The 20,458-nt window shown below is 37.3% G+C and carries 22 protein-coding genes; 3 read left to right on the forward strand and 19 right to left on the reverse strand.

The genetic code is table 11. The features are described 5' to 3' along the window. Position 1 precedes the first annotated feature (1 nt). Positions 2 to 562 carry a peptide deformylase gene (gene def, locus FC73_RS01790; protein WP_010021236.1) on the forward strand — a complete coding sequence of 187 codons (561 nt, stop codon included), beginning with the start codon at positions 2 to 4 and terminating at the stop codon, positions 560 to 562. Between the two features lie 33 nt (positions 563 to 595). Here the strand turns inward: def and FC73_RS01795 are convergent, their stop codons facing one another. Further along, positions 596 to 1,090 carry a hypothetical protein gene (locus FC73_RS01795; protein ID WP_147299359.1) on the reverse strand — a complete coding sequence of 165 codons (495 nt, stop codon included), beginning with the start codon at positions 1,088 to 1,090 and terminating at the stop codon, positions 596 to 598. A 174-nt stretch (positions 1,091 to 1,264) separates the two neighbouring features. Here FC73_RS01795 and FC73_RS01800 point away from each other — a divergent pair, with 174 nt between their 5' ends. Beyond that, positions 1,265 to 1,480 carry a DNA-directed RNA polymerase subunit epsilon gene (locus FC73_RS01800; RefSeq protein ID WP_010021232.1) on the forward strand — a complete coding sequence of 72 codons (216 nt, stop codon included), beginning with the start codon at positions 1,265 to 1,267 and terminating at the stop codon, positions 1,478 to 1,480. Positions 1,481 to 1,482: 2 nt separating this feature from the next. Further along, complete coding sequence (gene rnjA, locus FC73_RS01805) at positions 1,483 to 3,162, forward strand: ribonuclease J1 (protein WP_010021231.1); 1,680 nt, start codon at positions 1,483 to 1,485, stop codon at positions 3,160 to 3,162. Between the two features lie 93 nt (positions 3,163 to 3,255). Here the strand turns inward: rnjA and FC73_RS01810 are convergent, their stop codons facing one another. From FC73_RS01810 to ftsZ, 18 genes are all read right to left on the reverse strand, one after another. Then, entirely contained in the window at positions 3,256 to 4,251 is a 996-nt protein-coding gene (locus FC73_RS01810) for an aldo/keto reductase (RefSeq protein ID WP_010021230.1), read from the reverse strand. A gap of 21 nt (positions 4,252 to 4,272) precedes the next feature. Next, on the reverse strand, positions 4,273 to 5,232 hold the full coding sequence (locus tag FC73_RS01815; protein WP_010021228.1) for a ribose-phosphate diphosphokinase: 960 nt from the start codon (positions 5,230 to 5,232) through the stop codon (positions 4,273 to 4,275). 55 nt (positions 5,233 to 5,287) lie between these two features. Continuing rightward, entirely contained in the window at positions 5,288 to 7,729 is a 2,442-nt protein-coding gene (recD2, locus tag FC73_RS01820) for an SF1B family DNA helicase RecD2 (protein WP_040472253.1), read from the reverse strand. Between the two features lie 22 nt (positions 7,730 to 7,751). Continuing rightward, positions 7,752 to 8,480, reverse strand: a complete 729-nt coding sequence (locus FC73_RS01825; RefSeq protein ID WP_010021225.1) for a tetratricopeptide repeat protein — start codon at positions 8,478 to 8,480, stop codon at positions 7,752 to 7,754. 13 nt (positions 8,481 to 8,493) lie between these two features. Next, positions 8,494 to 9,153 (reverse strand): histidine phosphatase family protein, encoded by a 660-nt coding sequence (locus FC73_RS01830; protein ID WP_029327086.1) that lies wholly within the window; start codon positions 9,151 to 9,153, stop codon positions 8,494 to 8,496. Positions 9,154 to 9,249: 96 nt separating this feature from the next. Further along, positions 9,250 to 10,371 carry a tRNA 2-thiouridine(34) synthase MnmA gene (gene mnmA, locus FC73_RS01835; protein WP_010021223.1) on the reverse strand — a complete coding sequence of 374 codons (1,122 nt, stop codon included), beginning with the start codon at positions 10,369 to 10,371 and terminating at the stop codon, positions 9,250 to 9,252. Between the two features lie 109 nt (positions 10,372 to 10,480). Next, positions 10,481 to 10,825: a hypothetical protein gene (locus tag FC73_RS01840; RefSeq protein WP_010021222.1), complete on the reverse strand. Its 345-nt coding sequence runs from the start codon at positions 10,823 to 10,825 to the stop codon at positions 10,481 to 10,483. Then, positions 10,825 to 11,985: a cysteine desulfurase family protein gene (locus FC73_RS01845; protein ID WP_010021221.1), complete on the reverse strand. Its 1,161-nt coding sequence runs from the start codon at positions 11,983 to 11,985 to the stop codon at positions 10,825 to 10,827. Before FC73_RS01845 ends, FC73_RS01840 begins: the two co-directional genes overlap by 1 nt. A 13-nt stretch (positions 11,986 to 11,998) precedes the next feature. Continuing rightward, positions 11,999 to 12,700 (reverse strand): 5'-methylthioadenosine/adenosylhomocysteine nucleosidase, encoded by a 702-nt coding sequence (locus FC73_RS01850; protein WP_010021219.1) that lies wholly within the window; start codon positions 12,698 to 12,700, stop codon positions 11,999 to 12,001. A 20-nt stretch (positions 12,701 to 12,720) separates the two neighbouring features. Beyond that, a complete protein-coding gene (locus FC73_RS01855; RefSeq protein WP_010021217.1) occupies positions 12,721 to 13,086 on the reverse strand; it encodes a hypothetical protein in 366 nt (121 codons plus the stop codon). A 9-nt stretch (positions 13,087 to 13,095) separates the two neighbouring features. Continuing rightward, on the reverse strand, positions 13,096 to 13,641 hold the full coding sequence (locus FC73_RS01860) for an NUDIX hydrolase (RefSeq protein WP_010021216.1): 546 nt from the start codon (positions 13,639 to 13,641) through the stop codon (positions 13,096 to 13,098). 54 nt (positions 13,642 to 13,695) lie between these two features. Next, a complete protein-coding gene (locus FC73_RS01865; RefSeq protein WP_010021215.1) occupies positions 13,696 to 13,899 on the reverse strand; it encodes a cold-shock protein in 204 nt (67 codons plus the stop codon). A 51-nt stretch (positions 13,900 to 13,950) separates the two neighbouring features. Continuing rightward, complete coding sequence (ileS, locus tag FC73_RS01870; RefSeq protein ID WP_010021213.1) at positions 13,951 to 16,752, reverse strand: isoleucine--tRNA ligase; 2,802 nt, start codon at positions 16,750 to 16,752, stop codon at positions 13,951 to 13,953. 207 nt (positions 16,753 to 16,959) lie between these two features. Further along, complete coding sequence (locus FC73_RS01875; protein WP_010021211.1) at positions 16,960 to 17,649, reverse strand: DivIVA domain-containing protein; 690 nt, start codon at positions 17,647 to 17,649, stop codon at positions 16,960 to 16,962. An 11-nt stretch (positions 17,650 to 17,660) separates the two neighbouring features. Further along, positions 17,661 to 18,452 (reverse strand): YlmH family RNA-binding protein, encoded by a 792-nt coding sequence (locus FC73_RS01880; RefSeq protein ID WP_010021209.1) that lies wholly within the window; start codon positions 18,450 to 18,452, stop codon positions 17,661 to 17,663. Between the two features lies 1 nt (position 18,453). Further along, positions 18,454 to 18,729, reverse strand: a complete 276-nt coding sequence (locus tag FC73_RS01885; RefSeq protein WP_010021208.1) for a YggT family protein — start codon at positions 18,727 to 18,729, stop codon at positions 18,454 to 18,456. Between the two features lie 11 nt (positions 18,730 to 18,740). Beyond that, positions 18,741 to 19,148 (reverse strand): cell division protein SepF, encoded by a 408-nt coding sequence (locus FC73_RS01890; protein ID WP_010021207.1) that lies wholly within the window; start codon positions 19,146 to 19,148, stop codon positions 18,741 to 18,743. Between the two features lie 20 nt (positions 19,149 to 19,168). Then, entirely contained in the window at positions 19,169 to 20,455 is a 1,287-nt protein-coding gene (gene ftsZ / locus FC73_RS01895; RefSeq protein ID WP_010021206.1) for a cell division protein FtsZ, read from the reverse strand. Positions 20,456 to 20,458 lie beyond the last annotated feature (3 nt).

The raw sequence follows: 20,458 nt of genomic DNA on the forward strand, positions 1-20,458 counted from the left end.
TATGTACCTAATGAAAGACATAACACGAGAAGGCAATCCGGTCCTTAGAAACCAAACCAAGCCCGTAAAGTTTCCACTTAGTGATGAAGACCGAGAGCTTGGTGAAAAAATGATGAAATACCTAGAAGTGAGTCAAGACCCAGAACTATGTAAAAAATATCATCTACGAGCTGGCGTTGGTTTGGCCGCCCCACAAGTCGGCCAATCGAAGTCAATGGCAGCAGTTTTAACCCCACCCGAAGGTGAAGATCAAAAGTCACCATTTAAAGCCATCATGATTAATCCGGTAATCATTTCCAATTCCGTTCAACGTGGTGCGTTGACCGAGGGTGAAGGATGCCTCTCGGTTGATCGAGACGTTCCTGGATTTGTTCCCAGAGCCGATCGAATTACGGTTAAATATCAGGACTTAGAGGGTAAGGAACACAAAATCAGACTGAAGCATTACCCTGCCATTATTGCACAACATGAAATTGATCATCTTCATGGGATGCTATTTTATGATCACATCAATAAAAATGATCCATTTTCAAAAACAGAAGACGAAGTATTTTTTGACTAATGAACTTGATTTTATTTCGAACGGGAAACGTTCTTACGTTTCCCTTTCTTTTTCATTTAATTTATCAATGTCACTCAAATATTCATGCGTAGCCGGATTAACCACATTAGCAACATCAAATATCAATACCCGTTTGTTTAGCCAACAATCAGTTACAATTAAAGTTTTCTTTTCATGGGCATCCACGAAACCATCAGGAACGGCATACTCAGCTAATTTTTGGTTCAGCAAAGATCGTAATAAATCGGCATCCTCATACCCGTCTTTAACCACACAACGGTACTCAAAAACCATTACGCCCCTTCCCCAAAAATCTGATAGAACCTGAGAACCGACGTAACTTTGAATAATTTCTCGTTGATCTTCAACTTCAAAGTATTTGACTACCTTATAAATTTCAGCATCAACTTCATGTTTCATTTTTAATTGATACCTTCGCGTTGGTAGAGTAACAAAAAAATAGTGGAGACAATTATAGATTAGAAAAGCCACTACTACCCCAACGACTAGCTCTAAAAATATTTTCAATTTTCTTCTCCAATTAATCCAATTTATAGTTTTATTTTAACATGAATCATGTTTGTCGATTCACATGATTCTATACTTATTTGTCATAATATGCTAAATTGTGGTCAATTGTTGCGTTATTGCAACCTAATGTACGAAAAAGAACATTAAATCATCAAAAAAGGAGTAATTATATTGATTTATAAAGTTTTGTATCAAGACGAAAATAATTCTAACCCTAAACGTGAAGCAACTAAAACCCTTTATTTAGAGGCAAAAACGGTCGCTGATGTTAGAACTATGCTGGAAAAACACACGAAACACAACATCGAATTCATTGAACCGCTTGAAGGGAAGCACCTTGAATTTGAAGAAAATGATCCCGGATTTAAAATTACGGAGTTTAAATAGTTATGAAGAAATTAAACATCAAAAATAACGAAACTGCTATTTATGGTGTTGGTGGACTCGGAGAAATTGGTAAAAATACTTATGGGGTACAGTTTCAGGATGAAATCATCTTGATTGATGCTGGAATCAAGTTCCCTGAAGATGATCAATTGGGAATTGATTATGTCATCCCAGATTATCAGTACTTAATTGATAATAAAGATAAAATTAAGGCACTTGTTATCACTCATGGTCATGAGGACCATATTGGTGGTGTGCCCTTTCTTTTAAAGGTCTTAAATGTTCCAATCTACGCTGGTCCACTAGCATTAGCGTTAATCAAAAACAAATTGGAAGAACACGGCTTGCTAAAACAGGCGGAACTTCATGAGATTAACGATAAATCAGTTTTAAAATTCAAAAAAACGAGTGTTTCATTTTTTAGAACCACTCATTCAATTCCAGATACAATGGGAGTAGCAGTTCATACGCCAGATGGTGTCATTGTCGAAACAGGCGATTATAAATTTGATCTAACCCCTGTTACTAACCAGCCACCTGATTTGCAAGCAATGGCAAAGTTGGGTGAAGAAGGTGTCCTCTGTTTAATGGCTGACAGTACGAACGCTGAAAAGCCAGTTTGGACTAAATCAGAAAAATGGGTCGGAAAATCAGTTAGACACATTTTTGATGAAGTAAAGGGCCGAATTATCTTCGCTACCTTTGCTTCTAATCTATCGAGAATCAAGACTGCCATTGACACTGCCCTTGCTCACGATCGTAAAATTGCTGTATTCGGTCGAAGCATGGAAGCTGCCATTGTTAACGGGAGAAAACTTGGATACCTAGATGTACCCGATAGTGCCTTTGTCGATGCTCAAGAACTAAAGCACCTCCCCGCTGATAAAATCATGATCCTATGTACTGGATCACAGGGTGAACCGATGGCAGCCCTAGCTCGAATTGCCAACGGAACTCACCGCCAAATTTCTATTCAACCTGGAGACACCGTTGTCTTTTCAAGTAATCCAATTCCTGGAAATACGTTGAGTGTTAACCGAGTTATTAATGAGCTTGAAGAAGACGGCGCCACTGTCATTCATGGTAAGATCAATAATATTCATACTTCTGGACATGGTGGTCAAGAAGAAGAAAAATTGATGCTTCGATTGATGAAGCCCAAGTTTTTTGTCCCCATTCATGGTGAATACCGAATGTTAAAGATTCATACCAAGCTGGCACAAGAATGTGGGGTTCCTGCTGATCATTGTTTCATTTTGAAAAATGGTGAGGTGTTAGCCCTTACTAAAGATACTGCCCATATAGCTGGCTACTTTAATGCTGGAGACGTTTACATTGACGGAAACGGTATTGGTAACATCGGCGATAAAGTTCTCCGAGATCGTCAACTTCTTTCTGAAGAAGGACTTGTTGTGGTTGTCGCAACCATCAACTTAAAGAACCAAGAAATTCAATCTGGTCCTGATCTCCTTTCTCGTGGGTTTGTCTACATGCGTGAGTCTGGTGAATTATTAGATGAAGGCCGTAAGTTAGTCTTTCGAACTATTCGACGCGCTATGAAAAATAAAAATGCCGACGAAAAATCGATTAGTAAAGCCATTGTCAATGATTTATCCAACTTTTTGTATGAAAAGACTCAAAGAAGTCCACTAATTTTACCAATGTTAATTATGAATGATTAAACCACAAAAAGGTGAATCCACTTAGGATTCACCTTTTTTAATCTATTCTTGTAGAAGCACAAAAAAACATGACGAAATCGTCATGTTTTTTATTTACTTGTATTTAACAATTTTATCAATTTCATCTAATTCATCTTGGGTAAAATCAAGATTATCTAAAGCCTTCAAGTTATCATCTAAGTGATCAACCTTTGAAGCACCAGTAACAACACTGGCTACAGTTGGATCGTGTAATAACCATGCAAGTGACATCTGAGCAAGTGTCTGGTCACGGTTCTTAGCAATACCATTTAACTTGTTTAATTTGTTAACAGCACTTTCATCACCGTTAGCTAAAATAAACTTGTTTGTCTTGTGGAGTTTAATGTCTTCAGGAATTCCCTTCAGATATTTACTAGTTAATAATCCCTCTGCTAAAGGACCGTAAGCAATAAATCCATCATGGTTATCAGCTAAAGTTTTAAGGGTTCCGTCGTCTTCTGGTTCCCTATTAAGCATGTTATAAGAACTTTGGTTAACTACAAATGGTGTCTTTAACTCTTTAAATAATTTAATCATCTCAGCAGTTTGGTGACCATCGTAATTTGAAATTCCAATATACAATGCCTTTCCTGCTCGAACTAAACCGTCAAGGGCTTCGGCAGTTTCTTCAAGTCTGGTATTAGGATCAAATCGATGAGTGTAATAAATGTCTACGTAATCAAGACCCATTCTTTGGAGACTTTGATCTAAGGCAGTAACTAAAGTTTTCTTGGAAGAATAATTTCCGTAAACTCCAGGCCACATATGAAAACCGGCCTTAGTTGTAATGATTAATTCATCACGATATGGCTTTAAGTCACGACGATAAACTTGACCAAACATCCTTTCAGCTGCACCAGAACCAGGACCATAATTATTAGCTAAATCAAAACTAAAGATCCCCTTGTTAAAGGCATGAAGCATTACTTTTTCACTATCTTCGAAATTAGCGTCATCGCCAAAACTATGCCACATTCCGAATGATAATGCAGGTAATTGTAATCCAGTAGTTCCTGCACGTCTTACTTTCATATTATCGTAACGATTATCATTTGCTTTAAATACCATTAGAATCCCTCCAAATTTTTATTAATCAAACAATTTACTTGTTGATTGTTCGTTCTCAATTAATTTTAAGGCATTACCAATCAGCTTGCCAACTGAAACGATCACCATTTTATCAATTTTCTTGTCTTGCGGAACAACAATTGAGTCAGAAACAATTACTTGCTTAATGGCTGGATCCGAAAGATTCTTTTTGGCGTCTTCAGTAAGAACTGGATGAGTTGCAACCACATAGACTGCTTTAGCCCCAGCGTTCATAATTGCTTTAGCGGTAATCTTCATCTTATCACCTGTCACAATCATGTCATCAACTACAATTGCGTTCTTACCCTTCACATCACCAATGATCGTGCTAGGTACTTTACTGTAGTCCTCAGGATCTCGATTATCAACGATGGCAATTGGAAGATTCAAGTATCCAGCCATTCCCCGTGCTTTAGCAACACTATTGTAATCTGGTGAAACAACAACAGCATCATCACTTACATCGTGCTCTTTTAAGTAATTTCCCATCAATTCAAGTGACCTTAAATGGTCAACAGGAATATCAAAGAATCCCTGGATTTGAGCAGCATGTAAATCAAGGGTAACGACCCGATCAACAGCGCTAGATTCAAGAAAAGTAGCAATTAGCTTAGCAGTGATTGGTTCCCTCGAACGTGCTTTACGATCCGATCTTGAATAACCATAGTACGGAATCACCACATTAATTGTATTCGGACTGGTTCTTCGAACGGCATCAATCATAATCATTAGTTCCATTAAATTATCATTAACCGGATCAGAAAGTGATTGAACAATATATACATCATCACCACGAATGCTTTCATTAATCGTAATTTGAATTTCACCATCACTAAAGTGATTGATGGTGGCTTTACCAATATCCATCCCACTAGCTTCAGAAATCTTTTCTGCTAGTGGACGATTTGAATTTAACGCAAAGATCTTTGCTGATCTATCTTCTTTTTTAGTTTTCACCATCGAATTTTCCCCTCATAACCAACTAATTACTAAGTACATTATAATCGAAATCTCACTATTTATCATTATTAAAATTTTGAGGGGTAATTCCCTGCATTCCAATCATTGGATCAATATCATTACCCAAAATCTTCTCCTCCGACAAAATAAAATCAGCCGGATTACTGTCCTTGGAATTTGTTGGCGTTTCTTTTCTTGCACCAATTACTTTAGGCTGATATTCTTCATTAATTACATATTGTAAACGCTGCTTCAATGTCGTTTTTCGATTAACGGACTCATTCTCAATGCATTCCTCAAACGAATTTGGATCACCCAACATAATCAACATTTTAGATGCCCGAGTAACTGCAGTATACAACAAGTTTCTTTTAAGCATTCTTCGGTACTGTGGAACAATCGGAAGAATCACCATTTTAAATTCACTTCCCTGTGCTTTATGAATTGAAGTACAGTAAGCAAGCGTAAGCTGGTTCCAATCATTTCTCGTATAAGTAACTTCATTTTGATCAAATGCGATCGTCAATTTATCAAGATAATGCTTATTTTCTTTATTAATTTCAATTCCAACGACCTTACCAATATCACCGTTAAAAATGTTGTTTTCAGGTACGTTAACCAATTGAAGGACCTTATCGCCAATTCGATACTTAGTTCCTCGATAATCAACTTCCTTTTGTGCTTCTGAAGTTGGTGGATTCATAATATTCTGAATCTCCACGTTGAGACGATCGATTCCAGCTGATCCCCGATACATTGGTGCAAGAACTTGGACATCCGTCGAACTGAATCCCTTAACCTTTGCTTTATTAACCACTTGTTTAATTACTGATTCAACTTGTTGCGTATTACAATTAATAAAGCTGCGATCCCGTTGGTTTACTAAAAGTGTTTGTGGCATCGCTCCATTTTTAATGTCATGGGCCAATTCCACAATCGTCGAACCATCATTCTGTCTATGAATCTGATTAAGCTCAACACTTGGAATAGTATGCGATCGAAGCAAATCATAAAAAACTTGTCCTGGTCCAACTGATGGCAGTTGATCTTTATCACCGACGAAAATAACCTTCATCCCATTAGGAATGGCTTGGCTTAAAATCTTAAATAAGTCCGTATCAACCATTGACATCTCATCAACAATTAATAAACCACCCTCTAAATCATTAGCGGCTTCTTCATCACCATGACCAGTTAAACCTAACAATCGATGGATGGTACTAGCTGGAATCTTAGTGGAGTCACTCATTTTTTTAGCCGCACGCCCAGTCGGAGCAGCAAGTAAGACCGGGTAAGCCTGTTCCTTATAGTCATTAATATCTAAGGACAAGTCATTAGCTTTCGCAAACGTTCTTACAATTCCATTAATAATGGTAGTTTTCCCGGTTCCTGGACCACCAGTGAGTAAGAAAGCCGGATTAATCATGGCCTCATTAATAGCTTTCTTTTGCGATTCATCGTACTCAATTCCAACTTCTTTTTCGACTTTTTGAATTATTTTTGAAAAATCATGAGATTGTTGTTTATCCTGTCCACTTTGCTCAATTCTCTTCATATTCTCAGCAATTCGTAACTCATCATCATACAGATTTTTTAGATAGATTTTATCTTCGTCAACAACAATCTTTTGATCTTTAGCTAAATCATACAGCTCTTCTCCAAGCTTTTTATTATCAATTTGCTGGGTTCGATCTGTTTCCAAAATACGGGTACTCTCTTGCATCAATTCTCTAGTATCAGAGTAAGTGTTCCCACTTTTAATTGAAAGTGAGTCTAAGGCCGTCAGTAAACCAGCACGGAGACGACCCTTGGCATTGTAATCTACCCCCACTTTGTTAGCAATCCGATCAGCCCTTTTAAAACTAATTCCAGAAATATCTTCAACTAGTTGATAAGGATTCGTTTTAATAACTTCTAAAGCCTGTTCCTTGTACTTCTTAAAAATTGCAGACGCCAAATTACTACCAAATCCATAACTATTTAATCCAACAATTGTCTGTTCAACCCCATTATTTTCATGGACAGTTTGACTAATCACATCTTTTTGCTTCTTTGTTAATCCAACTGAATTTAACACGGCTGGATTTTCCAAAATCTTTTCAATTAAACTAGTTCCAAGTTGGTTAACAACCTTTTCAGCCGTCTTGGGGCCAATTCCAGTAAATTCACTTCCAGATAAGTAATTAATTAAGCCTTTTTTGGAGTTTTGGCCCACACGTTCGTAATTTTCTGCTTGAAACTGCTTCCCATATTTAGGATGATCAACTAATTTTCCAACAAAACGGTAAGTAACATCATCACTAATATCCGCAAAGTTCCCAGTTATAACAATTTCATCTTCGTGCCAGTCTAAGTTAGTTTCATTAACCTTTACCAATAAAACCTTATAAAAACTATCAGAACTCTCAAAAAAAGTTGTCTGAACTTGTCCTTTGACATAGAGATGTTCATCTTGAGCTGAATTATTCAATTTTTCATTAGTTTGAAACAAATCCATTGATTCAGACAATTATCTTCTCCTATTTCGGATCATTACGTTTGGGGTCATCTGGATGATCCTTTTTTTGTTTATTTAATTGCACTACTTTCTCAATGTCTTTAATCTGACTTTGCTTGGCATCAAAGTTTTTCTTATCGTACTTTTCCGCCTTTTTAAAGTAATCCTCAAATGGTTCACCAAGAACCATTGCAATCAGACCACGATCAAAATTAGCCTTGCCATCATGAGGATCATTTTTTAAAACCCGGTCATAAAAATCAGCTGCTTGATCAAAGTCACCAAGGGCCATTAAACATTCACCCATCATTTTATTAATTTCAGGGTCCTGTTTCGCTAATTCTTGGGCCGTTAATAAGAACACTAATGCACGTTTATAGTCTTTTTTACCCATGTAACTCTGTGCAAGCATCACGTAAGCATCTTTTTTAAGCCCTGGATCATCAACTTGTTGAAACTGATGAATTGCTTTTTCAAATTCACCCGCAGAATAATATACGTTACCTAATCCATATAACAATGTACTTTTTGCTTTTTTACTTGAATCACCGAACAATCCTAAGGCTTTCATCAACAATTCTTCGGCCTGCGTATAACTCTTCAATTCAACCAAAAAAACACTTAAATCGTAGTAGGTTCGATAATCTTTCGGATGATCATCAATATCCTTAACCAACTTATGAAGGGTCGCTTCAGCTTGTTTTTGTCGTGGATCTTCGGTTGGTTGTTGCTTACGTTCGTTATCTGTCATATTCTGACTCCTATTATACTAAATCTGACTTTTCAATCTTTCTATCTAAATAACTAGTATCATTCCAATCAATTAAATGATAAGTTTTACCGCTATCATTAGTCTCGATAATGGTGGTACTAGTATTAGCTAATCCACCACGTTTTCTGAGATCCTTTAAGGGAATCCCTAATAGTGAATTAATTAACGTGTTAAGGGCTGCCCCATGACTTACAATTAAAATATTATCGTCATGGTCGTAATTTCGGGCAATTTCATCGATTTTGCTACGCATTCTTTTGATTAAGGCTGGGAAAGTTTCGCCACCAATGGTCTCAGGATGATATTTTTCAGGATGATTCCGAAAAGCATCGAATTCTGCTGGAAATTTCCTTTGCACGTCAGTAAATTTCATTCCTTCCATCTTACCTAAATGAAATTCCTCAAGCCGACTATCCAGTGAAATGGAAGACGGATACTTTAACCAATCTTGAATTCGAAATGCAGTCGTACGAGCTCGCTTAATCGGACTCGCGTAAATATGCGCAAAATGAATCCCGGACAGATACTTTCCAGCCTGATCCATTTCGTGGTAGCTATCGTCTAACAACGGGGAATCTCCGCCGGCACCTTGATAACGGCTTTCTAGATTCCATTCTGTTTTTCCATGCCTTACAAAATAAAGTTTCATGATAAACCCTCTCACACATTAATCTAGCCCTATTATGCCAGTTTAGAATTAAATTATCAAAAAAAGTCCGACCCCTAATGAGTCGAACTTTTTATTTGATTATACGTACTGTAACTGATGATCATTTTTAAATGCTGCATCAATCGTAGCGGTACCTAGACACTCTTGACCATCGTAGAAAACTACGGCCTGTCCAGGAGTAATCGAACGAACCGGTTCATCAAAAACCACCTTAACGTGATCGTTATCTTCAACGTGAACGGTAACACCAGTGTCTTTTTGACGGTACCTAAACTTGGCGGTACAGTGAAAATCATTTCCGCGCGTATTGGAATCAATCCAAGATAGTCCAGAAGCCGTTAGATAATCTGCATATAAGTGTTCGTTATGATAACCCTTTCCAACGTACAAAATGTTTTTGGAAAGATCTTTTCCAACCACAAACCATGGAAGATTATCGTAGCCATCTCCACCGATACCTAGGCCCTTTCTTTGACCAATTGTATAATACATCAAGCCATTATGCTGGCCCTTAACTTCGCCATCAAAGGTCATCATTTTTCCGGGCTTAGCTGGCAAATAATGACTAAGAAAATTATTAAAATTATTAGGACCAATGAAACAAACTCCCATTGAGTCCTTTTTGTCTGCTACCCAAAGGTTTGCTTTTTTAGCAATTCTTCGGACATCTGGTTTAGTCATCCCACCAACCGGAAACATTACTCGATCCAATTGGTCTGCTGAAAGCTGACTTAGAAAATACGTCTGATCCTTATTAAGATCAGTGGAACGTAAAAGATGATTATGACCATCTTTATCACGTTTCAATTGAGCGTAATGCCCCATTGCAATATAATCGGCACCTAAATCCATGGCATACTCGAGAAAAGCTTTGTACTTAATCTCAGTATTACAAATTACATCAGGATTAGGAGTTCGTCCTCGTTTGTATTCCGCAAGGAAATACTTAAAGACACGATCCCAATACTCATGTTCAAAGTTGACAGAATAATATGGGATGCCGATTTCGTTAGCAACATGAGCAACATCTTTGTAGTCTTCAGTAGCGGTACAGACACCGTCAGCATCGGTATCATCCCAGTTCTTCATAAAGACGCCAATAACATCGTATCCTTGTTGTTTGAGTAAGTAGGCAGCGACTGAAGAATCAACTCCACCACTCATTCCAACAACAACACGTGTTTTACTGTTATCTTGCATAACATCACCATCATTCTTTAGATTCTGAAAATCTACGATTTGAAGGTCGCAATTCCAGTATTTACTATCTTACTCTATTAAATAAGGTTCATGCAACCTTCGGCTCTTCTTAAACCCTTCGAAAAACCTTCCTTAATATCATATTTTGCATAATAAAATTGAATTGATCCCGTTCTTCTAAATGTTTATCATTTGAAAAAATATCAACGTCATTCATTTCATTACCATCAACAATCGCCATCTTAAATTCGGTCATATCGGAATTAATGGTGATTTTTAATTTCATTGCGTTTTTACTAAAGGGTGATTCTGGATCAATTGATTTTTTATAGGCAAAGTTACCACTCTTAGTGTTACTAAATCCAAGATCCAGAAGAGTATACTTTTTGATTTCAGGACTTAATTCATATTTAGTATCTCCACCCTTTAGCTGAAGTGACTTTGAAAATGCCATTACTTTTTATTTCCCTTCTTCAAGCGCTTTACAATTGCCGTGATTTCAGTAACTAATTTTTGAATATCTTCATCAGTCGTATAGGCCCCAAAGCTAATTCGAATTGACTCTGAGATTCTGGGACTTTCCTTACCAAACATTGCTGTCAAAACATGTGACGGCTCTAAACTCCCAGCCGTGCATGCCGATCCACCGGAAACTGCAATTCCAGCTAAGTCTAAGTTAGTTTGCATTACATAAGTCGAAATTCCCTTGATCCAAATATTGAGAACATGGGGAAGAGTATTGTCACTCATTGATCCATTAACATCAATGTCAATTCCATTATTAGTAAGACCATCGACTATCTCACGCTTAAATCGTCTAAAGGTTTCTCTTCGTTGTTTTTTCTTCTCACTTGGAAGGTTTTTGATTGCCGTAGCAAAACCAGAAATTTGGGGAATGTTTTCCGTTCCAGCACGACGCTTATCTTCTTGATCACCGCCCATAATGTAACTGGTAAAATTAATTCCATTTCGACGATACAAAAACCCAATCATTTTTGGTCCATTCAGCTTATGAGCTGAAGTTGAAAGGAGGTCAATATGATCCTTCTTAACGTCAATATCCAACAATCCATAGGCTTGAACGGCATCAGTATGAAACCAAGCTTGATGGTCTTTAAGCAATTCACCAATTTCATGAATTGGATTTTTACTACCGACTTCATTATTACCGGTCATGATAGAAACTAAGATCGTATCATCATCAAGGGCATCCTTTAAGTCATCCATCGAGATATTACCATGTTCATCCACTGGCAGATAAGTCACCCTAAATCCATGATCTTCCAAATATTTCATGGGCTTTAAAATGGCTTCATGTTCAATAGAAGTCGTAATGATGTGTTTACCAAGACTTTGACGTGCCTCAGCCGTTCTAATTACCGCAGTATTATCGCTTTCTGTTCCACCACTAGTAAAAACAATTTCATTGTCATTGGCATTGATACTTTTAGCAATCACATGCCGACTATCTTCCAAAATCTCCTTGGATTGTCTGCCAAGTTGATACAAAGTTGATGCGTTTCCAAAGTTATTCTTAAACTTATCGTACATGTCATTTAGTACTTCGCTTGATACTGGCGTGGTTGCGGCGTTATCCAAATAGATCTCACCCATTTAAATCATCCCTCTATGCTTCTTCTGTATTCTTAAATAAATTTAGTAACATCTGGGCCGAACGTTTCCCGGCATCGACAACAAATTCGTCAAAACTTTGGTTAGCATCTTCATCACCAACGTCTGACATCGCTCTAATCACCACGTAAGGAATCTTAAATTGATGAGCAACTTGACCAACAGCTGCCCCTTCCATTTCAGCGGATAAAGCATCCGGGAAATTCTTTAAAATATCATCAATCATTTTTTGACCAGCAATAAATTGGTCCCCAGTAACGATTAATCCTCGCTTAGGATTAATCCCAGTGTCTTTTGATGCGTCTGAAATCTTATTGATCCAAACATTTGAAGCATCGAATCGAGCAGGCTGGCCAGGTAGTTGCCCGTATTCATAACCGGCAGCCGTTGCATCAACGTCATGATAAGCGGTCTGGGTTGAAATTACTAGATCACCAACACTAAGACCATTTCCAATTCCAGCGGCCGACCCAGAATGAATCAATACGTCAACGTTAAAGTTCTCTAACAAAATTGCAGCCGTAATGCCAGCCTCAACTTTCCCAATTCCAGATTTAACTAAAATGACGTGTTGACCGTCAATCGTTCCATCGTAAAATTTAATTCCATTAATATCTTTTTCTTTTTCATCTTTTAATGCCGACTTCAAAGACTTAATTTCCTCATCCATGGCACAAATAATTCCAAATGTTTTCATTATTTATTCTTCCCCTCAAGCTACCCAACAAATCGCATAATTGCCAGTACAATTATGATTAGTACTAACAATATTAAAATGACGACATTTAATCTTCTACCAAGTCGTTTTCGCTTATATTCAGAAGCATCCTGTCTTTCGCGCTCATATGAATCGGGTTGGGCATTATCATATTGATTAAAATTTGTTTCCGTTGGTTGATCATTTTTGGAACGGTGAAATAATCGACTAAACCAGTTTCGCTTTTTGGATCGATTATACCGTGTCTCCTGGTTTTCAGAATTATGATCATATTCAACATTGTGTCTTCTATCAGCATCACCATACATTCGCTGATATTGCGATCTTGTCATATTAGATTGATCGTCTTTTTTATCATTAAACATATTGGTCGCCTACTTCTGCATCAATTCCCAGTATTGAATTGCCATAATTGTCTTAGCATCAATAATTTGGCCATCTTTTAGCATTTGTTTTGCTTCATCCAAGCTATATTCATCAATTTCTAAAAATTCACCTGGATCTCTTGGTAATTTATTTTTAACGGGAGTTAATCCCTGGACTAAGTACAGATACATGTATTCGTCAGAGATCCCAACTGACGGATAAAATGAATAAAGCTGTTTAATATCCTTCGCATTAAATCTAACTTCTTCATTTAGCTCTCTTTTGACAGCATGAATCGGTGAATCATCATCACGATCATCTAACTTGCCAGCGGGAATTTCCAACATGACACGTTTAGCTGGTGCCCGCCACTGTTTTTCCATAATCATTTTATTACCTGAGGTGATTGCAAGCATTGCTACCGACTTGCAGTGATGAATAATCTCACGTGAAGCTAATTTTCCGTTAGGAAGTTTAACTTGTTGTTCTTCAACTTGTGCAATTGGCCCCTTATAAACTGGTTTACTACTGATTACTTTTTCTTCAAAATCCATGATATTCACCTTCCAAAAATAGTTTAACGATAATGTGAATTCAATGCAACGGCTTTAGTCCTGATGCAAAACCACCTTTGCCGCCTGAAAACCGTGTTGTCCCATTGCTTTTACAAAGTCAACGGAATCTCCAGCTTTAATTTGCTTAGGATTACCAGAAATAATTCCCGTGATATGCATAAAAACATCATCAGAATTGGGAACCTGAATGTAACCAAAACCCTTATCTCTTTCGTAACTTTTAATTGTGCCTTTCATTACGTAATCACCTCTTTGTTAATAAAAAATCGGGAACAAGTCCCGATTTCATTATTTTTCTTCAAATCCTTCTGTAGCAGTTTCAGGATACTCTTCCCTTACAATTTTAGCACAACGACCACAAAACTCAGGATAATCTGGATCAGAACCAACGTCTTGTTTAATAAGACGACAACGAACACAAGTCTCACCATTGGCATGTTCTACCTTAATGGCTAAATTATCATCAAAACGATTAGCTTGATCATCAACATCATCAATTGATTTAATGTCTAATTGAGAAACCATTAAAATTTGTCCAATATCAACATTTAAATCATTAAACATTTTTTTGGTCGCATCATCAACGTATAATGTCAGTTTAGCCTCAGAAGGCTTACCAATAACCTTATCATCTCGAGCTAATTCCATGGCTTTCAGAACGTTTTTCCTTAATTTCATAAATTGGTCCCATTGACTACGAACCGTATCTTCTCCATTAAAGTGCTTAACTTCTGGCATTTCAGCTAATTGAACAAATTCTTCAGGTTCATCCAAGAAACTCCAAATTTCTTCGGTCGTATGAGGAATAATGGGAGTCATTAACTTGGTTAAAGCCACTAAGATAGTGTATAACACCGTCTGCATTGAGCGACGACGCTGACCATTTTTAGGATCAATGTACAAAATATCCTTAGCAAAATCTAAATAAAAAGCAGACAAATCACTGGTAATAAACGATAGTAATTCTTTATTAATACTCATAAAGTCATACTGATCGTAATCATCTTTAACGTTTTGAATCAGTTGATTCAAACGAATTAACATGTATTGATCGACAGAATTCATATCTTCATATTTAATTGCATCAGATTCAGGATCAAAATCACTAGTGTTAGCCAGCATGTATCGAATCGTATTTCTAATTTTCTTATAGCTGTCAGAAACTACCTTAAAGTTCCCCATTGACACTCTAACATCGGCAGAGGTATCAACACTTGTAACCCACAAGCGCACGATATCAGCACCCATTTGTTTAATAACATCGCTTGGGGCAATCGTGTTTCCAAGTGACTTGCTCATTTTATGACCCTTTTTATCAAGCGTGAACCCCTGTGATAGAACATGCTTGTAAGGAGCAATATCAGCATATGCAACACTCGTAATCAAACTAGAATTAAACCATCCACGATACTGATCTGATCCTTCGACTACTAAATCTGACGGATAGGTTAAATTAGGACGTTCTGCTAAGACACCTTGATGAGAAGTACCAGAATCAAACCAAACATCCATAATATCAGTTTCCTTGGTAAATTTACCATTTGGAGAATGCTTACTGGTAAAGCCTTCTGGGAGAAGATCCTTTGCATCTCTTTCAAACCAAATATCTGAACCATATTGGCCAAACAAGTCAGCAATATGTTCAATGGTCTCATCGGTGATAATTGGCTCACCATCCTCACCATAGAAGATTGGCAGTGGGACTCCCCAAACTCGTTGTCTTGAAATGACCCAATCTCCGCGATCACGAATCATGTTATAAAGGCGTTTTTGACCCCAGCTAGGATTAAAACCAACGGTATCAATGGCATCCAAAATTTCTTTTCTGATCTTATCAACCGAAGCAAACCACTGTGGGGTTGCACGATAGATAACTGGCTTCTTAGTTCTCCAATCAAAAGGATAACTATGTTTATATGGCATGTAATGGATAAGCTGACCCTGTTCTTTTAACTTATCTAATGCGATTTGATTAGCATCTTCGTAAAAGACACCTTCAAAATCAGGACCAGCTTCTTTAGTTAGGTACCCCTTGGAATCAACGGGTGCAAAGACGTCTAATCCGTATTGCATCCCAATATTATAATCATCTTCTCCAAATCCAGGAGCAGTATGAACCAAACCTGTTCCGGCATCATTAGTAACAAAATCACCATTCATTACTACTAGTTGACGACTACTATCAAACGGATGTTGGGCCTTAATGTTATCAAGATCTTTACCCTTTACGGTTTGTAAAGTGCGGACATTTTTCCATCCAAACATTTCAGCATCTTGATCCAGTAAGTCGGTTCCAATCACATATTTTTTGGGATCATCATCGTGTTGAATAATTGAATAGTCAAAATCAGGTTCAACCGTAATCCCTTCTGAACCAGGAATGGTCCATGGGGTCGTAGTCCAAACTACCATATACGTATCATTATCAAGGACACCATTCCCATCAATCACCTTCTCAGCAAAGAAAGCGGATGGAGAGGTCACATCATGGTATTCTACTTCTGCTTCGGCAAGTGCTGATTCTGATGACCACGACCAAATTACAGGTTTAAGTCCCTTATAGATCAATCCACGATCTGCCATTTTACCAAAAACACGCACTTCAGCAGCTTCATATTCTGGCATCAACGTTAAATATGGATTATCCCAATCAGCAGACACACCTAATCGTTTAAATTCATCACGTTGTCTGTCAACTTGTTTGAGAGCATAATCATGACAAAGTTTACGAAATTCATTCGTAGACATTTTCTTTCGATTATATCCCTTCTTTTTAAGTTGCTGTTCAATGGGTAGTCCATGAGTATCCCATCCAGGTACATAAGGAGCTCGATATCCATTCATTGATTTAAAACGAACAATCATATCCTTGGTAATCTTATTCATAGCATGACCCATGTGAATATCACCATTGGCATATGGTGGTCCATCATGTAATACAAATGATGGTTTGCCCTCATTTAATTTTTGACGTTGCTGGTAAAGCTGATTGTCTTCCCAAACTTTTTCTCGTTCAACTTCCTTTACGGGAAGATTACCTCTCATCTTGAACTTAGTCTTACCTAAATTCAGCGTATCCTTAATTCTCATAGTATCCTCCTCAAAATAAAAAAGACCTCGTCTAATAGGGACGAAGTCTTCGTGGTACCACCCAAATTCAAAATTAACCATGGTTAATTTTCTCATTGCATAGATTATCAATGAAGTGATCTTTTACTAATAACTACTTTATTAGGCTCACACCCAACCCTAATTCGCTGAAAAGGTCATTAATAACTTTCTGTCTTCAATCTACCGTTATTTATGTAGCTTGTCATTGGGATAAATCTCAACTGTAGGATCAGTATATGGTCCCGATACCGATTCAACAATCAATTGATCATCTTGATCTTTTGCTGAATCATCATTACTAGATGAGTTTACACTCACCAAAGCTTGCTTGTCAAGGTTCTTAACGGCCTGCTGAATCTCATCATAATTATCAAAATTACTAGAATCAAGTAATTTATTCCAGTCTTCATTCTTAGCAAAATCTAACTGACTTTGTAGCATTCCAATCATCTTTTGACGGAAAGTCTTAATGCTATTCCGAAAATCATCGGTTGCAATTGAGAGACTTTGAGCTTGTTTGGTAGTCGCACCCATAATTTGATTAGACTTGTCAGTAGTGTCAGATAAGATTGAATCAGCTTGCTTTTGTGCGTTTTGTTTAATCTCATCAGCTTCGCTTTCGGCATCCTTCTTAACTTTATCAGCTGCTTCTTGAGCAACTAAAATTGATTGATTCAAGGAATTCTTAAGGTCATCATAGTAAGTGAGGTCTTTTTTGGTTTTCTTTAATGATTTTTTCAGTTCCTCATTCTCATCTTGCAGAATTTGGTAATCTTTAGTGAGTTGGTCTAAAAAGTCATTGACTTCATCAATGCTATATCCTCTCATTTTTAGTGAAAACTTTTTATCATGAATATCTTGGGCAGTAAGTGTCATAATATCCCTCCTCATTTATTTTTTATTATATTTAACTCAGCTTTTAACTTTCCCTTTTTAGAATGACCATTATATCCAACTACTCTTATTCTACCGTATCCGCGAACAGAAATCATATCAGAAACTTTAATTTCATAGTTTGGTTTAGTAAATTCAAACCAGTTTAGCCGCACTTTTTCGTGTTCGACTAGTGACTTAGCTACACTACGAGAAATCCGAAAACCAATTGAAATAACTACATCTAACCGAAATGATGGAAGAGTAACAAAACTAGTAACCCAATCATTTTCTCCCTGTATCATTTCACTTAAATTAACTTCTTTTAAATTAACTTTCACACGTCCAATGCGATCAACTTCCTGAGTCAGATAGCCAACCATTTCTTGTTCACAAATAAATTGAAAACGGTCTCCATCAGTCAGGATGTCACCAAGAACTTTCCGTTCAATTCCGCTTCCCATTAAACTGCCAAGAACCTGGTTATGGTGAATTGAAGCAAACTTTTCTGGGTATTCAATTTCAACTAAGGCTAATCGGTAGTCTTTAACCTCCGGATGAAAGTAGTCTGGATAAATAATGCCACGTTTCATTTCAGCATCTTTATAGCCACCAAAAGTTGATAATTGCAAATGAGGATAGCGGTTCACTAAAGTTTGTAATAAATAACATTCCCGTGAATTTAAAAAACTAGTAAGGATTGGTCGATATTCAGAATTAGCACTCTCAATCCAATCACTAGCAGTTTGAAGGAAGGGAATCTCAGACTTTCTAAAATGTTGTTCAATATCCTTTTTAATACTCATGCTACCCAACCAAACTTATTATAATATTTCCAATATAAGTCACACCGAACTGTAAAAGTTGAAGCACAATCAATGCCAAAATAGGACCAAATCCCAGCATTCCGATATGAGCAAAATTAAAGTATTCTAAAAACGGATTAACGATTCGCCCCAAGAACTGGCCAAATCTAGATTGGGATGCCCCCGGAAACCAAGTTAGTAGTGCATCAATCACAATCGCTAACATGTATATTTGAATTGCGTAATTAATAATTCTAACAATCCAATCAATCACCATAACCAATTAAATCATCCTAACCGACTATTAAACTTTTCGTCCATTGCCCCATCAATATCAAAATTATTAGGTGCACAAAGAAAAATTTTATCGTCAATTCGTTTTATTTTTCCGTCGATTGCGTAAACAGTCCCATTTAAGAAATCAACAATTCTTTTAACAGATTCATTACTAACGCCGTCCATTTTGACGATGACAGCATTGCCACCAATTAACTTACTGGCAATGCTTTTTGCATCGGCATAAATGCGTGGCTCTAAAATGGCAATTTTACTATTAGAAATATCACTTTGACTCATTGAAACAACCTTTCGTGGATTGCTCTTTACTGACGGAACAGTATTCTGACTTGTTTCATCATTTTCATAGGCTTCATCGTCATCATCAAGCCCCAAAAACTTTTTAATCTTATTTGACATTACTAACTCCTCTCCGAAAACTACTGCTTATTATTTCGGTTCCGATATCTGAAGAATGGAGGGACATCATCATTGTCGTTTCCACTATCATCATTATTATTTGAATCTGAATTGTTTCCAGCATCAAATGGTTCAAAGTCCTGTTTTTCAACGTTTGAAAATTTATCATCATTTGAAGATGAATCATTGTCTCTTACATCATTCTGGTTATCACTAATATCCCAGTTATGAAGTGGGTCATCATTGCTGGAATCAGAATTATCTTTTTGTGAACTATCAGTCTTAGGACTGGCAAATGTACTTGAACGATTCTTGCGAGCTAAAGCTGGACTAGCAGAACGATCTGGATCACCAGTTTGAATTCCGGTAGCAACCACTGAAACCTTAACCTCGTCACCCATGTTTTCATCAATTGAGGTCCCAAAGAAGATGTTAACATCATTAGACGTTGCATCAGATACAATATTAGCCGCATCCTGAGCTTCCGCAAGCGATAGCTCTGGACCAGCTGTAACATTAAGTAAAACCTGTTGAGCACCATCAATTGAAACTTCTAATAATGGAGAATTAATGGCCTTTTTCGTTGCTTCTTCAGTCCGATTTTCGCCTGTTGCTGCACCAACTCCCATAAGAGCGGAACCCTGATTTTGCATAACACTTGTAACATCAGCAAAATCCAAATTAACAACTCCGGGACTGGTGATCAAATCGGTGATTCCTTGGACACCTTGGCGTAGAACATCGTCAGCATCTTTAAATGCTTCCATCATTGGTGTCTTTTTATCAACCATATCCAACAAACGATTATTGGATACCACTACCAAAGTGTCAACGTTCTGCTTTAAAGCTTCAATTCCTTCAGTGGCATTGTGATCCCGTTTTGGTCCTTCGAAAACGAAGGGACGAGTAACTACGCCAACCGTTAATGCACCTGCGTCTTTTGCAATTTTAGCAACGATAGGAGCGGCACCAGTTCCGGTTCCACCACCCATTCCAGAAGTTACAAATACCATATCAGCATCATTTAGTGCATCAGTAAGAGCCTCTTCACTTTCTTCGGCCGCTTTTGATCCTACTTCTGGATTTGAACCAGCACCAAGTCCCTTAGTAAGTTTAGGTCCTAAATTAATTTTAGTCTCTGCTTTAGAACTTCCTAAAGCCTGTAAATCGGTGTTGGCAGCAATAAATTCTACTCCCTTGACACCTTCTTCAATCATTCGGTTGACGGCATTTCCACCACCGCCACCAACTCCGATGACTTTAATTGTTGCACCATTATTTTTATTTGCATCCATTGAATAGTCCATATT

The organism is Fructilactobacillus fructivorans, from assembly GCF_001434095.1.
GTDB lineage: Bacteria > Bacillota > Bacilli > Lactobacillales > Lactobacillaceae > Fructilactobacillus > Fructilactobacillus fructivorans.

What these genes read in the sequence shown, in the direction of transcription:
- FC73_RS01875 (WP_010021211.1), bottom strand. Translation starts at nt 17,649, where the DNA reads ATGACACTTACTGCCCAAGATATTCATGATAAAAAGTTTTCACTAAAA.
- FC73_RS01850 (WP_010021219.1), bottom strand. Translation starts at nt 12,700, where the DNA reads ATGAAAACATTTGGAATTATTTGTGCCATGGATGAGGAAATTAAGTCT.
- rnjA (WP_010021231.1), top strand. Translation starts at nt 1,483, where the DNA reads ATGAAGAAATTAAACATCAAAAATAACGAAACTGCTATTTATGGTGTT.
- FC73_RS01810 (WP_010021230.1), bottom strand. Translation starts at nt 4,251, where the DNA reads ATGGTATTTAAAGCAAATGATAATCGTTACGATAATATGAAAGTAAGA.
- FC73_RS01880 (WP_010021209.1), bottom strand. Translation starts at nt 18,452, where the DNA reads ATGAGTATTAAAAAGGATATTGAACAACATTTTAGAAAGTCTGAGATT.
- FC73_RS01890 (WP_010021207.1), bottom strand. Translation starts at nt 19,148, where the DNA reads ATGTCAAATAAGATTAAAAAGTTTTTGGGGCTTGATGATGACGATGAA.
- recD2 (WP_040472253.1), bottom strand. Translation starts at nt 7,729, where the DNA reads ATGGATTTGTTTCAAACTAATGAAAAATTGAATAATTCAGCTCAAGAT.
- FC73_RS01845 (WP_010021221.1), bottom strand. Translation starts at nt 11,985, where the DNA reads ATGGGTGAGATCTATTTGGATAACGCCGCAACCACGCCAGTATCAAGC.
- FC73_RS01840 (WP_010021222.1), bottom strand. Translation starts at nt 10,825, where the DNA reads ATGGCATTTTCAAAGTCACTTCAGCTAAAGGGTGGAGATACTAAATAT.
- FC73_RS01825 (WP_010021225.1), bottom strand. Translation starts at nt 8,480, where the DNA reads ATGACAGATAACGAACGTAAGCAACAACCAACCGAAGATCCACGACAA.
- def (WP_010021236.1), top strand. Translation starts at nt 2, where the DNA reads ATGTACCTAATGAAAGACATAACACGAGAAGGCAATCCGGTCCTTAGA.
- mnmA (WP_010021223.1), bottom strand. Translation starts at nt 10,371, where the DNA reads ATGCAAGATAACAGTAAAACACGTGTTGTTGTTGGAATGAGTGGTGGA.
- ileS (WP_010021213.1), bottom strand. Translation starts at nt 16,752, where the DNA reads ATGAGAATTAAGGATACGCTGAATTTAGGTAAGACTAAGTTCAAGATG.
- FC73_RS01865 (WP_010021215.1), bottom strand. Translation starts at nt 13,899, where the DNA reads ATGAAAGGCACAATTAAAAGTTACGAAAGAGATAAGGGTTTTGGTTAC.
- FC73_RS01815 (WP_010021228.1), bottom strand. Translation starts at nt 5,232, where the DNA reads ATGGTGAAAACTAAAAAAGAAGATAGATCAGCAAAGATCTTTGCGTTA.
- ftsZ (WP_010021206.1), bottom strand. Translation starts at nt 20,455, where the DNA reads ATGGACTATTCAATGGATGCAAATAAAAATAATGGTGCAACAATTAAA.
- FC73_RS01885 (WP_010021208.1), bottom strand. Translation starts at nt 18,729, where the DNA reads ATGGTGATTGATTGGATTGTTAGAATTATTAATTACGCAATTCAAATA.
- FC73_RS01860 (WP_010021216.1), bottom strand. Translation starts at nt 13,641, where the DNA reads ATGGATTTTGAAGAAAAAGTAATCAGTAGTAAACCAGTTTATAAGGGG.
- FC73_RS01855 (WP_010021217.1), bottom strand. Translation starts at nt 13,086, where the DNA reads ATGTTTAATGATAAAAAAGACGATCAATCTAATATGACAAGATCGCAA.